Annotated in this window: 13 protein-coding genes; 7 read left to right on the top strand and 6 right to left on the bottom strand. The window is 47.6% G+C overall.

Features of this window, described 5'->3' with window-relative positions; translation table 11 throughout:
- Positions 1-6: 6 nt before the first annotated feature.
- The 3 genes from spoT to gmk are packed head-to-tail and all read right to left on the bottom strand — an operon-like array spanning position 7 to position 3,113.
- On the bottom strand, positions 7-2,109 hold the full coding sequence (spoT, locus tag HG547_RS08555; protein WP_037413695.1) for a bifunctional GTP diphosphokinase/guanosine-3',5'-bis pyrophosphate 3'-pyrophosphohydrolase: 2,103 nt from the start codon (positions 2,107-2,109) through the stop codon (positions 7-9).
- Positions 2,110-2,152: 43 nt separating this feature from the next.
- Positions 2,153-2,431 carry a DNA-directed RNA polymerase subunit omega gene (rpoZ, locus tag HG547_RS08550; RefSeq protein ID WP_007651394.1) on the bottom strand — a complete coding sequence of 93 codons (279 nt, stop codon included), beginning with the start codon at positions 2,429-2,431 and terminating at the stop codon, positions 2,153-2,155.
- Between the two features lie 58 nt (positions 2,432-2,489).
- Complete coding sequence (gene gmk, locus HG547_RS08545) at positions 2,490-3,113, bottom strand: guanylate kinase (RefSeq protein WP_169547608.1); 624 nt, start codon at positions 3,111-3,113, stop codon at positions 2,490-2,492.
- A gap of 364 nt (positions 3,114-3,477) precedes the next feature.
- Between gmk and HG547_RS08540 the strand changes: the two genes are divergently transcribed.
- From HG547_RS08540 to HG547_RS08525, 4 genes are all read left to right on the top strand, one after another.
- Complete coding sequence (locus tag HG547_RS08540) at positions 3,478-4,971, top strand: hypothetical protein (protein ID WP_169547607.1); 1,494 nt, start codon at positions 3,478-3,480, stop codon at positions 4,969-4,971.
- A 158-nt stretch (positions 4,972-5,129) separates the two neighbouring features.
- Positions 5,130-6,011 (top strand): NTP transferase domain-containing protein, encoded by an 882-nt coding sequence (locus HG547_RS08535; RefSeq protein WP_169547606.1) that lies wholly within the window; start codon positions 5,130-5,132, stop codon positions 6,009-6,011.
- Complete coding sequence (locus HG547_RS08530; protein WP_055647870.1) at positions 5,995-7,059, top strand: aminoglycoside phosphotransferase family protein; 1,065 nt, start codon at positions 5,995-5,997, stop codon at positions 7,057-7,059. Before HG547_RS08535 ends, HG547_RS08530 begins: the two co-directional genes overlap by 17 nt.
- Positions 7,060-7,166: 107 nt before the next feature.
- Positions 7,167-8,591, top strand: a complete 1,425-nt coding sequence (locus HG547_RS08525; RefSeq protein WP_169547605.1) for an MFS transporter — start codon at positions 7,167-7,169, stop codon at positions 8,589-8,591.
- A 50-nt stretch (positions 8,592-8,641) separates the two neighbouring features.
- Here the strand turns inward: HG547_RS08525 and HG547_RS08520 are convergent, their stop codons facing one another.
- Entirely contained in the window at positions 8,642-9,475 is an 834-nt protein-coding gene (locus HG547_RS08520) for a sulfotransferase family protein (protein ID WP_169547604.1), read from the bottom strand.
- 304 nt (positions 9,476-9,779) lie between these two features.
- Between HG547_RS08520 and HG547_RS08515 the strand changes: the two genes are divergently transcribed.
- The 3 genes from HG547_RS08515 (at position 9,780) to HG547_RS08505 (ending at position 13,241) form a co-directional block, all read left to right on the top strand.
- A complete protein-coding gene (locus tag HG547_RS08515) occupies positions 9,780-10,895 on the top strand; it encodes a Fic family protein (protein ID WP_169547603.1) in 1,116 nt (371 codons plus the stop codon).
- Between the two features lie 160 nt (positions 10,896-11,055).
- Positions 11,056-11,286, top strand: coding sequence for a helix-turn-helix transcriptional regulator (locus HG547_RS08510; protein WP_011624886.1), 231 nt, complete (start codon positions 11,056-11,058; stop codon positions 11,284-11,286).
- Complete coding sequence (locus HG547_RS08505) at positions 11,283-13,241, top strand: DUF2075 domain-containing protein (RefSeq protein ID WP_169547602.1); 1,959 nt, start codon at positions 11,283-11,285, stop codon at positions 13,239-13,241. The genes HG547_RS08510 and HG547_RS08505 overlap by 4 nt, the downstream gene beginning before the upstream one ends.
- Before the next feature lie 32 nt (positions 13,242-13,273).
- Here HG547_RS08505 and HG547_RS08500 read toward each other — a convergent pair whose 3' ends face one another.
- Together HG547_RS08500 and HG547_RS08495 are read right to left on the bottom strand one after the other, a co-directional pair.
- Positions 13,274-13,750 carry a PD-(D/E)XK nuclease superfamily protein gene (locus HG547_RS08500; protein WP_047534281.1) on the bottom strand — a complete coding sequence of 159 codons (477 nt, stop codon included), beginning with the start codon at positions 13,748-13,750 and terminating at the stop codon, positions 13,274-13,276.
- 103 nt (positions 13,751-13,853) lie between these two features.
- Positions 13,854-14,750 (bottom strand): LysR family transcriptional regulator, encoded by an 897-nt coding sequence (locus tag HG547_RS08495; protein ID WP_169547601.1) that lies wholly within the window; start codon positions 14,748-14,750, stop codon positions 13,854-13,856.
- Between the last annotated feature and the right edge of the window lie 34 nt (positions 14,751-14,784).

The raw sequence follows: 14,784 nt of genomic DNA, 5'->3' as shown, positions 1-14,784 counted from the left end.
TAATGATCAACGATTACGGGATGTACGCAACACCTCGGGCAGTACCCTGATACGGCGCATCACGTTAGCTAAATGGATCCTGTCCTTCACCGAAATTCGCAGGTTAATCAAGTAAACGCGGCCATCGCGCTCTTCGGTGCTAAGGTTGTGAATGTTCGAGCCCTCGGCGGCGATAATCGAGGTGATCTTCGCCAGCGCGCCTTGGTGGTTAACAATTTCCACCCGCAGATTGGCTTGATACTCGACGCCTTCGACATTGTCCCACTGTACGGGAATGTATTTATCTGGCTCGCCTTGGTAACCGCGAATGTTAGCGCAGTTTTCCATGTGGACGACTAAGCCTTTACCTTGGCTCACGTGGGCTATCACCGCATCACCTGGGATGGGGCGGCAGCAGTTGGCGAAGGTCACTAACATGCCTTCGGCGCCGCGGATTGGCATCAGGTGAGAATCGCGGCTCTCTTGATTCTCTAAATTATCGCCAATCAAACGTTGGGCGATGACTATGCTCATGGCATTGCCAAGGCCGATGTCGGCGAGTAAGGAATTTAAATTGGCGTGCTTAGTATCGCGCACAACTTTATCAATCTGCTCGGCAGGAATGCTATCGAGTTTGGTTTTACCTAGCGCATGGTTAAGCAAACGGCGGCCAAGGGCGATAGCATCGTCTGCTTTTAGGCTCTTGAGCACTTGGCGGATTTTGGCGCGGGCTTTACCCGTCACTACAAAGTTAAGCCAAGCGGCATTCGGACGCGCGCCTTTAGCGGTAATGATCTCAACGGTTTGGCCGGAGATTAATGGCTGGCTTAACGGATAAGCTTGGCGGTTAACGCGGGCGCCGACACAGGTGTTACCCACATCGGTGTGGACTTCATAGGCAAAGTCGACGGCGGTGGCGTTAACCGGTAATTCTAAAATGCGACCTTCGGGGGTAAACACGTAAATCTCTTCGGGGAAGAGTTCGGTTTTGACGTTTTCCACGAATTCGAAGGAGGTGCTGGCGCTCTGTTGCAGTTCCAGCAAGCTTTGCATCCACTTACGGGCACGCACTTGCGTGGTGGTGCCTTGACCATCGGCACCGCCTTTGTAAGCCCAGTGGGCCGCAACCCCTTTATCGGCCATTTGATCCATATCTTCGGTACGAATTTGGATCTCGACGGGTACGCCGTGGGGGCCGAATAACGAGGTATGTAACGACTGATAGCCGTTGGCTTTGGGGATAGCAATATAATCTTTAAAGCGACCTGGACGTGGTTTATACAGGCCATGCATCGCACCGAGCACGCGATAACACGTATCGATGGAGTCGACAATTACGCGGAAGGCATAGATATCCATGACTTCTTGAAATTGCAGCTCTTTACTCTGCATCTTGTTATAGATGGAGTAGAGGTTTTTTTCGCGGCCTTTGACTTTGCCCTTAATGCCCGCATCGTTTAAGCGGGTGAGTACCGCGGCCTCAATACCTTGAATGAGCTCTTTACGGTTGCCTCGAGCCGCTTTTACCACTTCCCTTAGTACCCGATAGCGCATCGGATAGTAGGCTTGAAAACCTAAATCCTCTAACTCAGTCTTGATATTGTGAATACCGAGTCGGTTGGCAATGGGGGCGTAAATCTCTAAGGTTTCGCGGGCAATACGACGGCGTTTGTCAGGACGCAGTGCGCCTAAGGTGCGCATGTTGTGGGTGCGGTCGGCAAGCTTGATGAGAATAACGCGGATATCCTGCGTCATCGCCATCATCATTTTGCGAAAGTTTTCTGCTTGAGCTTCTTTCTTATCGCGAAATTTCAGCTTGTCGAGCTTAGACACCCCTTCAACCAATTCAGCCACCGATTCGCCAAATCGCTCGGCTAAATCTTCTTTGGTGACATAGGTATCTTCGATGGTGTCATGCAGCAATGCCGCCATCAGCGTCTCATGGTCGAGACGCATTTCGGCGAGGATGCGGGCAACCGCAACCGGATGGGTAATATAAGGTTCGCCGCTAGTGCGCATTTGCCCTTCATGGGCATCACGCGCAACTTGGTAAGCCTGCTTGAGCAATTCTACCTGTTCAGGTTCTAAGTAACCGGAAGCAGACTCCTTTAGACCTTCAAACAGATACAAGTGGCAGCTCTCCTTTACCCAAACAGGTGTGACTCAATCAAACTTATAGTGAACGGCCTTCAGCGATAGCTGCAACAGCTGCGATTTCAGCAGCTTCACGCTCACGCACGGTTTGACGCTCATCAGCATCTAAAGTGTGAGCATTCACTAAACCTAGTTCGATTTCACGCAGGGCGATAACCGTTGGTTTGTCGTTCATCTCTTCAACCATAGGGTCTTTACCCTGCACGGCGATTTGGCGAGCACGACGCGCCGCAACCAGGATCATATCAAAACGGTTGCCGATTTGTTCTACGGCGTCTTCTACAGTTACGCGAGCCATGTGTTGAAACTCCAGTTTATCTAGGGAAAAAATGACGCAAAATTGTACACTATGGCAGTTAGCCTGCCAACAGATCGTTAAGCATATCATTTTGCGCGTGGATCTGACTAGCACCCGTTAAGCGTTGGCTGCGAATGATCGCCCGCAGATCCGCCAGTGCTGTGTCAAAATCGTCATTGACGATAATAAAATCATATTCTTTATAGTGCGACATTTCAGAAACCGCCTGTGCCATACGGCTGGCGATCACATCTTGGCTGTCTTGGCCGCGGCTAGTCAGGCGACGCTCTAGCTCATCCCGTGAGGGTGGCAGAATAAATACGCCCACGGCTTCTGGCATTAAAGCTTTGACTTGCTGTGCACCTTGCCAGTCGATATCGAGGAACACATCAATACCTTGAGTTAAGGTGTGCTCAATCACATGGCGCGAAGTGCCGTAATAATTGCCAAACACTTCGGCCCACTCAAAAAAGGCATTTTGCGCGATCAGTGCTTTAAATTCTTCAACATTAACAAAATGGTAGTGTTGACCATCAACTTCACCTGGGCGTGGCGCGCGGGTGGTGTGCGATACTGAAACCTGCATATCGGCAGGTTTGTCTTTTAATAATGCCGAAATTAGCGAGGATTTACCCGCACCACTTGGCGCTGACACAATAAATAAATTTCCGCGTGCGGTCATGAGCTAAATATCCAGTTGGTTAACACAAGAAGGGCCAAGAAAGCAGAGTATTATACAGATTTTGACCTTAAAAAGGCTAGCTACCAATGGCACTCAATTGGTGGTTTTGTGGTCGACACGAATTCCCTTGGACGATTTTAGCGGTTAAGTGCTAGCTCGAGCTTGCTTGTTTAAAATCTCTACACATCAGCATCGGCGCTAATCGAGGATTTAAGCCTAATTTAGTTTTAGCCTATTAGTATCAGCATTTTTATATGTCTAGCGCCATATTGCACTGACAATTGCAGCTAAATTCGTTACGCTCATGCCTATACGGCATTTAAGGTCGTGTGCGCTTGGATTATTTCACTATAAAGGAAGGGTCGTGCTGTTAAAATCTCTTTTCTGCCTTCACGGGCGTGATTCCCGCCCCCGCTTTGTTGCTATCAGTGTTGGTGTCTATTTAGGCATTTCATTGGCTGTCGCCGCATTTGGGGCGAACTTTTTAATGTATCTTTTAGCGCTAGTGGGCCTACCTTTGCTTGCCCTCACGGCGCTGCGTCGTTTAACTGATGCCGCCAAGCCTAAGGTTTTAGTGGTGGTGTTTATGTTGCCGCTGCTGATTTTACTGGCGCTGTATATTGTGGCTGCGCCACCAGTATTGGCGATATTAGGGTTAGTGTTGGGGGCTGGCGCGACTTTCTGGGGAACCCGTTTGAAGTCGCCAACCATAGTGGATTATCGTTTTGGTTATTATGGACCCGCACTCGATGCGCCTATCTCGCAGGCGATCCCCCGTCGCCGAGTTGAACCTGTGATCACGCCAAAGGCTGCTGCTGCGCAAAATGCGGTGCCTGATGTATCTGCAAATATTCCTGTTGCGGCTTCGGCAGAAGCTTATTCCCAGACAGAGCCAACTATTTCGTCTGCTGTTGCTGAGCCAGAACTTGAGGTGTTGCGCCAAGATGAGCTGCGCTTTGATGCCTTAACCAAGATGACTGCCAATCCAGCGGATTTTGTGGTGCCTGATGCTGTAATTGAAGGGCATGCCGATTTTCATCCCGCTAATCCGAGCCGAGTAGAGCAAACGCGAATCGACCTCGCCGAGGTCGATTTAGCTCAAGTGGATTTGCAGGGAGAGGAATTTAAGCGTGCTCCGCTTGATCCTGCTGAGCACAGTGATGAGCCGGTGTGGCGCTTTGATCCCGATGACGATGCTGAAGTATTTAATGATACCGAGCATGCTGAAGAAGTACGTCGGCGCCGCGCCGAAGCTAAAGAATCCGGTTCTATGACCGAATTGTTTAGGGGCGTTGCGGAGTTTTTCGCCCCTTATCGTCGTTATATTAAGTTGCCTACATTACCTAAGCTGGAACGCCGTTACTGGTTACCCGTTGGCGGCGGTGTGGGCGCTGTGCTGTTAGTCTTGCTGGTGTGGGGATTATGGCCTAATGCTGATGAGTCGCCGGCCGAAGAAGCCGTTCCTTCCGTGCCTTCAGCACCTATTGCTACAAGCGATCGTGTGACCTTAGATCTGCCCGATGGTTTTTCGGTGGCGTTAGAGCAAGATGTGTTAATTATTCGCTGGTTGGGTGAACGCGACAAGCCGCAAAACCTTTGGTCTATTGCCACGGCAAAGGGCGATAAGAGTTGTAGTGCATTAGTGTTTAATAATGGCACCGAATATCGCACTATCACAGTGGATTTGCTGGCTGATTCTGCAACTGAGGCGCGTTTCACGCCGCTGGATACCGCCAGTATCATTACCGATTTAGCCCGCCGTGGCAGCATTGGTTTGTGTGGCTACAAGTTCAGTTTAAAGGGTAGCCAAGCGGTTTTAGAGCCAAATCGCGCCTTTGGAACTTATTTAGCCCGTTAAATAGATAAAAAATCAGCTTAAATGCTAGTCAGGATTAGAGGGGTAGATTACACTTTTGCTCCTCTTTTTCTCCAATCTTGTGTTACATGCGCTCGCATAGCCGATGACGGCGAGGTTCGGGAAAATTTCTTTAATACGAACTGAAAACTCAATCCCACATGAATACAGATTTGACCTTAGTCATTATGGCGGCGGGGCTAGGAAGCCGTTTTGGTGGCGACAAGCAATTAGCCTCCCTTGGGCCTTCTGGCGAACCCATGTTGGTGTTATCTATTTTATCGGCTATTCGCAGTGGATTTCAGCGCGCTGTTTTAGTGATCCGCCCAGAGCTTGAGGCGGAACTTACTGGGATATTGACGCACTTTTTACCCGCAAACTTTGAATATCACTTTTGTTACCAGTCATTAAGTGATTTGCCACAAGACGCAAAGCTTGCTGATCTCAGCCATCGTTTAAAACCTTGGGGAACAGCACATGCGCTTTGGTGTGCCCGCGATTGGGTAAAAGGGCCAATGGCGGTGATCAATGCCGACGATTTTTACGGTGACAGCGCCTTTGCCTCACTCGCGAAGGGATTAACCGCCAGACCTAACGATTGGATGATGGTGGCTTATCCTATCGAGCTGACCTTATCTGAGCATGGCGGAGTAAATCGTGGCTTATGCCAAGTTGCACAGGGGCAGTTACGCTCTGTCGCCGAGTGGTTAAATATTCAAGCGCAAGATGATGGTTTTGTGGGCGAAGGACCAATGGGCTTGGCAAAGCTTCCTCCACAGTCGCTGGTGTCGATGACCTGTTGGGGCTTCTCGCCAAGCATATTTAATGTTATTAAACAGCAATTAACCGCATTTATTGAACAAAAGGGCCAATTGCCGAAATCGGAATGCTATTTGCCCGCTGTGGTTCAGGCGGGGATTGAGCAAGGTGTGCCTGTCAATGTTGATGTGGCCAGCGAACCTTGGCTCGGTGTGACCTATCCGCAGGATACTGTCTGGGTAAAGCAAAAATTAATGGAGTTATTGGGTGATAAAACTCATTAGGCAGTCAGTGTTGCCTCATTTTGGAATTGAAGCCGACGAGGCAAAAATCTCAGCGTTAGGGAATGGTCATATTAACGATACTTTATTGGTGCGTTGGCCTACGGGCGAGTTGGTTTTACAACGTATTAATACTCAAGTGTTTAAGACGCCGCAGGCGCTGGTGAGCAATGCCGATAAGATCAGCCATCATTTATGCGCCAAGGCTTTGCAACAGCAATATGGTCTGCAAGTGGTCAGCCCTTGTCTTACCCAAGAGGGTGAACTTGCTATCGACTTAGGTGAGCAGGGATTTTGGCGTGCGATCAGTTATTTACCCCATAGTTTAAGTATCGAAGTGGTGAAGTCTGAAGCGCAGGCTGAAATGGCCGCCAAGGCTTTTGGTCACTTTGCCTGTGCATTAAGTGATTTTGACGCCACCGAGCTTGAAGATGTGATCCCGCAGTTTCATCACTTGCCTGGGCGGATGGAAATGCTGCGCCAAGCGGTGCAGCAGGATAAAGCCAAACGCTTAGAGTCGTGCCGTCAATGGGTCGATTACGCGCTGTCACAGCAGAGTTTATTGGATGAACTGGCTGAAATCTCGCCGCAGTTACCGCTGCGGATCTGCCATAACGACACGAAAATCAACAATATGTTGTTTGATAAGCGCGACATGTCGAGCATGGCGATTATCGATTTAGACACCTGCATGAAAGGTCATCTAATGTATGACTTTGGCGATATGGTGCGTACTTTCTGTTCGCCCGAGGAAGAAGATTCTACTGCCCTTGAAAATGTTAAAGTGCGCCAGTCGATCTTTGCCGCCATTTGCCGTGGCTATTTAAGTGAGCTCTCCGAGGTATTAACTGAGGTCGAAAAACGCAGCCTTTGGCTTGGGGCGCGAGTCATTTGCCTGATGATCGGCGTGCGTTTTTTAACGGATTATCTCAATGGCGACGTGTATTTCCACGTGCACCGTGAGGGTCATAATCTGGATAGAGCGGCGAATCAGTTTACCTTGTATCAAAGCCTGCTCGACCAAGAGGCTGAACTTAAAGCCTGTTTCTAGTCTGCTTTCTTTTAGCAAACGCCCCAAACGGGGCGTTTTGTTTTTTGCTTATATACGACATAATTGCCCCATCAAAAACCCTCAGTCTCATATGGATTTGGCTTGGAATGGGCAACCACGAAGTACCCACTGCATTAACTTGCGCGCGCCGTAGCGCCAGAAATCTCTGGTTAAGATGTACTCTGCGTCGTTCACAGCAGGAAGCCGTTGCCTCGTCGATGATGACGGCAACCAGCGATAACTTTTTTAATGCTTACGCGATTTTTCTCGGTGCTAGTCTTGCGCAAATGGGTTTTGTTACTGGATTACCTCAGCTCTTTGGGGCGATGTCGCAGTTAGTTTCTGTCTGGTTAGCGAGTCACTTTTCCCGTCGTAGTTTTATCGTTTACTGTGCTGCTTTACAGGCTGTGTTGGTATTAGGAATGGGTGCGTTAGCGGCCTTTCGGCCTGAGCATGCAGTATGGATATTTATCGCGCTCGCCGTGGGATACCACGGTTTTATTAATCTTATCCAACCCCATTGGCGCGCGTGGATGGGGTCGATTGTACCTGAACGTCGCCGCGGCGCCTTTTTCGCGGCGCGTACCCGACTCACTATGGGCGCATCCTTAAGTGTATTCTTTATTGGCGGTGGCATTCTGACCTTGACCGATTCGCAGCAAATGGCCTGGTTGGGTTTTACGCTGCTGTTTTCGATTGCCGCTATGGGGCGTTTTGTCTCGGCTTGGTTATTACTGCAAATGCACGATCCTGATCCGCGCGAAGCCAAGCAGCGCGGCGTGTTTATCCAAACCATTGGTAACTTTCGCGGCGCATGGAAGGATAAAACCTTTCGCCAGTACAGCTTGTTTGTGGCCAGTATGCAGGCGATGGTCGCCATATCGGCGCCGTTTTTCGCTGTGTATATGCTAGAAGACCTGCACTTTAGCTACATCGAGTTTGTGCTCGCGAGCGTAGCCTCGATAGCGACTCAATTTGTGACGCTAAAGTTTTGGGGGCGATTTAGCGATCAATTCGGCAATCGTTTGGTGATGATTATTACCAGCTGCCTGATCCCAAGCTTGCCATTGTTATGGCTGTTTTCCGATAACTATCTGTATATTCTCCTTATTCAGGCATTTTCTGGGCTGGCGTGGAGCGGCTTTACCTTAAGTACCGCCAATTACCTTTATGATATTCGCCCCTTTCGTAGTGACTTTGCCACCTATGCAGCGTTGCAAGCGTCACTCAGTGCGGGATTGGTGTTTGTGGGAGCCATGGTCGGTGGCACGATTGCCTCCCATGCGGCGGATTTTTTAGTGTGGTCGGGTTGGAATGCTTGGCTCAGTAGCCCGATTTTTGTGGTGTTTTTAGTATCGACCATACTGCGCGCATTTGTGACACTGTGGTTTATTCCGCGCTCGGTCGAACCTAAAGTCAGGCCTCGGCCGCAGTTACTGCAACTTATTTTCCGTATCCGCGGCTTTAATGCGATTTCGGGCGTGAGTCTCGACTGGTTAACTGTGGTCAAGCGTCGGAAAAATAATGATTAATCTAGAATCTAGAACCTAGAACCTAGAACCTAGAACCTAGAACCTTGGCCCTAGATTTTATAATCAAAGAACTTACGTTTGTCTGGCCCAGAGGCATTGGCGCTGATCTTATTCGGGTGTTTATATTCATCCCAACTGGCCACATTGCGGCCGACATTGAGCTTAGGAAAGTTCTGCTGATTTTCGCTAGCGGCTAGGCCCATAAAAGCCAATAGCTGACCGAGGGCACCTTGTTGGCTCACATCGATACTGAGTAAGTCGTGTCTGCCCGCAAAGTAGTTAACCACCTCAGCGTTATGACGCTGATAACAATCGATAAGATGTTGTTCATCCTGCGGATTTTCTACCATTCCTACGCCAAAGCTATGGCGAAAGCTGCGCTTCATGATTGGGTGGAATCGGCCAGTTTTGGCATCCAAATGTGGCAGCATTCGGCTGAGTAACATCTGCATCGACGGCACCCAAGAGTCTAACTCGCGGTCAAGATAAACAAACTTGGCCTCGGGGAATAATTCATCCAACTGCTTGAAATCACTAAAACAAGGCGCATCGGAAATCGCATCAGCCTGCATAAAGGCTGCTTTAGTAAACGCCATATGTGCCACTTTTAAGCCTTGCTCCAATAGCGCCACGCTTACGCTCGTCGTCCCCGTGCGGGGCAAGCCGATAAAAATAACCTTCTGTTTTTGCTCGGCAACAACCGATTCATGCTTAATTGCATTTGGCTTAATTGCACTCGGTTTGGTTGCATTCGGCGCGAGTAAGCTTGGCCTGATTTCATTTGGTTTAGTCGAATCGCACTGTGGCTGATTGAGCTGCACATCTTCACTATGGTTATGCCTTTGAGAATCGGGAAGGGTGGCAATAGTTGGGTTATCAGGCATGGATTTGGCTCGGCATTCTTGTCAGCGTAGTCGCGATGGGTAGGTAAATTGGGGTTTAACATTAGCGTTTTATCAACGTTGGCAGTATATCGCAGTGCACAGGTTTTGGTAGCGCAAAGCTAGCGTTGCGTCGGTATTGCGTTGTAGAGGCAATCAACAGGATAAATCCCTTTATGCTAGAAGCAGTTGGGCAAGTTGAGGCGATTACTTGCATTATTTGCCTCATTTTTTGAGGCGAATAAGTTTGTTAATTGACTCATTGTGTGAGTAGAATAGGCTTGTTATTTGACTCATGGGGTAGGATATGTGGATTTGGCAGCAAGCCGATTGGCCTAAGTTTCATTGGAATGCCAGCAGCATTGATGCCTTGCTGCGTCAGGTCTATTTCAATCAGGGCCAACTGCTTGGCAAGCAAATGCTAAGTCACGACGACAGCCAGTTAACCTCAGCGGCGGCACTCAACACCTTGCTTGCTAACATTATCCATTCCAGTGCTATTGAAGGTGAAAAGCTCAATGCGGCTTCGGTGCGCTCATCCTTGGCTAAAAAACTCGGTGTGTCCGAAGACAAACCGTATCCGACCACGGCACAAACCGATGGTTTGGCCGACATTATGCTCGATGCCTTAAAAAATTTAGATACAGAGTTAACCCTTGAGCGGATATTAGGTTGGCATAAACAGTTATTTCCCCAGGGTTATACGCTGTTTAACCCCGTTATTGGCGGAACGCTGCGTGGCGATACACCTATGCAGGTTGTCTCAGGCCGGATTGATAAACCAACAGTGCATTTTGAGGCACCCTCTAGAGCGGCATTGGATGCTGAACTCTCGCAGTTTATCGAATGGTTTAATGCTTCACGGCAAGCGCAGGTTTTAGATCCGCTTATACGTGCGGCGATAACACATCTTTGGTTTGTTACTCTGCATCCACTTGATGATGGTAATGGGCGCATCACGCGCTTATTGACTGATTTAGCTCTAGCGCAAGCGGAGAAACGCTCGATTCGTTTTTACGCTATGTCGGTCAGTATTCTTGCCCGTCGCCAAACCTACTATGATATTTTAGAGTCCACTCAAAGGGGCGATGTAGATATTACTCCTTGGTTAGTCTGGTTTTTTGAAACCCTCAATGATTGCTTACTCAATGCGATGGCAGATGTGAGCAGAACGCTGTCGAAAACTCAGTATTGGCAAAGTGTCGACCAATCCTTATTGAGTCAAGAGCAAGCCAAAGTGCTCAATCGGATGTTAGATGGCGATTTTGAACTAGGGATGAATAGTAGCCAGTATCAAAAGATTGCGAAGGTGAGCCGCGCCACCGCCACCCGTCACCTTGCGCAAATGGTCGAGCAAGGCTTTTTAGTGAAAGCCGACGCCGGCGGCCGAAGTACGAGGTACTTATTGCCGAGTGGGCAGTAGATGGATTCCGCGCCAATAATCATTTTGCATTTTGTTAGTGATTACCCTGTGTGATCTTATGCCCAAATCATTATGTGTTTGATATTGAATGTGACTCATAGTCCGTAGACGTATTGTCTACAAGTAAAGATCATCATGAAAACTCTTCACAGGATTATTCATGGAAGATCATTTGCTTACCTCATTTGGTACTCATCTAAAAAGTTTGCGACTCGAGAGATCGTTTTCGCAGGAGCAGCTTGCATTAAAAGCTGACATGGACAGAACCTATGTCAGCGGCATTGAACGTGGTCAGCGTAATGTGAGTTTGATTAATATATTCAAGCTCGCTAAAGCCTTAGATATTCCCGCGAAACAACTTCTAGATTTTACCGTTGAGGGATCATTATGACTCAACGAGCATTTTATTCGGCGAGTTTTAAAGATTTTTTGTCGGCAGAGGCCCATGCGATTACCGGACTGATATCCGCAGCCCATACCCAGCCTTTACAGCATTTGCAAACCTGCGCTTGGACTGCTGAAATCGGCATTCTCAAACATAATTTGGCCCAGAACAATGTGACTGAAGGACATATCTTTATTGAGTTTATGATCCCACGAATGGGGCGACGTGCCGATGTCGTGATGATATTTAAAGGGATTGTTTTTGTAGTAGAGTTTAAAGTGGGCGCAACAGCATTTACCGCTGCCGATATGAGGCAGGCTCATGGATATGCCTTAGATTTAAAGAACTTTCATCGCGGTAGTCATGATAAATATCTAGTCCCTCTGCTTGTCGCCACCAACGCGACCAGCCAATCGGAAAATCCAGTATTCGCAGGCGATAATGTTGCTTCGACTTTGTGTATTTCGCCCGGTGAATTGTTTTCAAGAATGCGCCTAATTGCTGAGCGGTTGAATCAACCTACTTTTGATCCAAACTTGTGGGCTGATTCTGGTTATTTGCCGACGCCAACCATTATCGAAGCTGCACAAGCTCTGTATGCGTCGCACAATGTCGAAGATATTGCTCGTAGTGAAGCGGATACACAAAATCTTGGGCAAACGAGCCAGCAATTACTTCAGTTGATTCACGATGCTCGTATCAATAAGCGAAAAATAATTTGTTTCGTTACCGGCGTTCCGGGTGCGGGCAAAACCCTTGTAGGGCTTAATATTGCGAGTATTCACGCAAACAGGGAAGAGAATGAGTATTCTGTTTTCCTCAGTGGTAATGGCCCCTTGGTGGCGGTATTACAGGAAGCCTTAGCTAGGGATCGATCTTCTAGAACTGGTGATTCTATCAGTGCAACTAGAAAGGAGACTGAATCATTTATTCAAAATATCCATCGCTTTAGGGATGAATATTTGCATGGTGGCGTGCCGCCTGAAAAAGTGGCCATATTTGATGAGGCTCAACGGGCGTGGGATAAAGAGCAGGCAAGCGATTTTATGCGTCGTAAGCGAGGTATTGTCGACTTTGATAAATCAGAGCCTGAATTTCTCATCGAAGTAATGGACCGTCGTCAAGACTGGGCGTTTATTATTGCGCTAGTTGGTGGTGGACAGGAGATTAATAAAGGTGAGGCAGGACTAGCTGGTTGGTTGGATGCGCTTAAGGCTAAGTTCTTAGATTGGGATGTCTATTTTTCCACAGCTTTATTGTCAGGTGAGTATGTTTCGCTAGGGGTTGATCTGAATGCGGTTTCAAGGGCGAATGTCTTACCTAACTTACATCTTGCCACATCCATGCGATCTTTCCGTGCTGAAAAGTTGTCCAGTTTTATTCATTACTTGGTAGCTGGGCAATGCGGGCTTGCTATTAGCGTTTATAAAGATCTAGAGCATGTCTACCCAATCAAAGTCACTCGCGATTTAGCTAAGGCTAAATCTTGGGTTCGGCAGCACAGAAGAGCTAATGAATCTATGGGAGTTCTTGCTTCTTCTAACGGCATTAGGCTTAAAGCTGAAGGGATTTTCGTTAAAAATGAGATAGATCCTGCAAAGTGGTTTTTAAGTGGAGTTGAAGATATTCGTTCTGCTGAGTTTTTAGAGGATGTAGCCACCGAGTTTGACGTACAAGGATTAGAGCTAGACTGGTGTGTCGTTGCTTGGGATGCTGATTATCGTTTCAACGGCCAAGTGTTTGAGCATTGGGAATTTAGAGGAACTAAATGGGAAATGCGGCATAAAGCTGTACGTAAGAGATATCTTGAAAATGCTTATCGCGTATTGTTGACTCGGGCTCGTCAGGGCATGGTGATATTTGTTCCTAAAGGCGATAAATCAGATGAGACTCGAGATCCCAAGTTTTATGATTATACCTATAAGTACTTGATAAATTGTGGGATTGGTGTGATTCAATAAAAGCAAGGGTCGAAATTGTTCGACCCTTTTGGTTATTTTGAAACGAAAAAATTAATAAATTCATCAAGGTCACTAAAGACTTTGATTTGTTTGTCTTGAATATTACTTGCAGCAGTTTTTATCCAGTCAAAAGCTTTTTGTTTATAGCCTTTCCCACCGAGTAAAATGACTAAATTTTGCTCTGGTGCGAGGCGGAGAGACTCTAGGAAAAAAGGAAATTTTTGATCGACAGAGCCGCTTTGCTCTTGCTTGTGAGCTTCAATTCGGACTGCTCCTAGTGTTTGATGTTGTACTAAGAAGGCTGCCTTTCGAATTCCACCATACATATCTGTATAAGGCACATTTTTAAGGAACTCGTTTTGAGATGGAACACCTTGTGCTTCACAAAAGCCTAGCGCTACAAGGGATTGTTCTACTTGATCACAAAATTTCTGATTGGATAACATGCTTGCTTCATACTTACCTGTGTCCACTTCAGGTAAATCTTCAAAAAGTGATTCTTGGTTCATTCTCCATCCTTGGTTGTTAAATCGCCCTTTAATGTAGCATTGAGAGTGGCTGATTTTCAATCAGTTAGAGCCACTACTCAAAATTGTTCTATCACTTTGAAATTTATCTAACTTTGTCATTCGCCAACTTCTCCATCAAAAACTTAATCAATACCGTCACTTTGGTTGGGAGGTATTTTCGCTGTGGGTACACGGCGTAAATGCCATGTTCGGGGAGGTGATAGTCAGTGAGTAACGCCTGTAAATGTCCGGCTTGCAGAGCTGGCTCAACAATAAAGCGCGGTAGGTTGGCGATGCCAAGACCATCGAGACAGGCCTGATGGATGGCATCACTATTATTCACCTGATAGTTGCCTTTGGGTTGAACACGTTGCACGCCATCGGGACTGTCGAAACTCCATTCCACACCATCTTGAAAGTAACTGTAAAACAAGCAGTTGTGCTGAGTTAACTCGCTAGGAGTCTTGGGTAAACCGTGCTGCGCGAGATACGCGGGGGACGCGCAAATAACGCTTAAACAAGGGGCAATTTTACGGGCGATAAGGCTGGAGTCGGGCAGTTCGCCGATACGAATGGCTAAATCAAAGCCGCCTGCGATTAAATCTGTGGTCTTGTCATCCATCTGCATTTGCAGCTGGATATCGGGGTAACGCCTTAAAAATTCAGCTATTAATGGCGCAATATATCTGCGTCCAAACACCATAGGTACTGAAATCCGCAAATTGCCTCTAGGGGTTTGCTGCAATTCGGAGATGGCATCCAATCCTTCTTGGGTGAGCTTTACAGCCGGGCGAATGTACTCGAAATAGCGCGCGCCAGCGTCGGTTAGGCTTAAGCTGCGGGTGGTGCGTTGTAATAGTTGAATCCCTAAGTGTTGCTCTAACTGTGTGATTCGTTTGCTGATGGCTGATTTGCTCAGTCCAAGCTTTTGTCCCGCCGCAGAAAAACTACCGCATTCGACCACAGTGACAAAAATGGGTAATGCCGAAAATTGCTCCATGGTGTCCTTAGATTATCTTGTCCCCTGCCATTAT

Source organism: Shewanella sp. DNRA4 (assembly GCF_012843185.1).
GTDB classification, from domain to species: Bacteria; Pseudomonadota; Gammaproteobacteria; order Enterobacterales; family Shewanellaceae; genus Shewanella; species Shewanella xiamenensis.
Note: the sequence above shows the minus strand (reverse complement) of the source record. Positions and strands in the feature narration are given on the sequence as shown.

Excerpts from the sequence above, each read along its gene's own strand:
- rpoZ (WP_007651394.1), bottom strand. The coding sequence starts at position 2,431 with ATGGCTCGCGTAACTGTAGAAGACGCCGTAGAACAAATCGGCAACCGT.
- gmk (WP_169547608.1), bottom strand. The coding sequence starts at position 3,113 with ATGACCGCACGCGGAAATTTATTTATTGTGTCAGCGCCAAGTGGTGCG.
- HG547_RS08535 (WP_169547606.1), top strand. The coding sequence starts at position 5,130 with ATGAATACAGATTTGACCTTAGTCATTATGGCGGCGGGGCTAGGAAGC.
- HG547_RS08525 (WP_169547605.1), top strand. The coding sequence starts at position 7,167 with ATGGGCAACCACGAAGTACCCACTGCATTAACTTGCGCGCGCCGTAGC.
- HG547_RS08520 (WP_169547604.1), bottom strand. The coding sequence starts at position 9,475 with ATGCCTGATAACCCAACTATTGCCACCCTTCCCGATTCTCAAAGGCAT.
- HG547_RS08515 (WP_169547603.1), top strand. The coding sequence starts at position 9,780 with ATGTGGATTTGGCAGCAAGCCGATTGGCCTAAGTTTCATTGGAATGCC.
- HG547_RS08510 (WP_011624886.1), top strand. The coding sequence starts at position 11,056 with ATGGAAGATCATTTGCTTACCTCATTTGGTACTCATCTAAAAAGTTTG.
- HG547_RS08505 (WP_169547602.1), top strand. The coding sequence starts at position 11,283 with ATGACTCAACGAGCATTTTATTCGGCGAGTTTTAAAGATTTTTTGTCG.
- HG547_RS08500 (WP_047534281.1), bottom strand. The coding sequence starts at position 13,750 with ATGAACCAAGAATCACTTTTTGAAGATTTACCTGAAGTGGACACAGGT.
- HG547_RS08495 (WP_169547601.1), bottom strand. The coding sequence starts at position 14,750 with ATGGAGCAATTTTCGGCATTACCCATTTTTGTCACTGTGGTCGAATGC.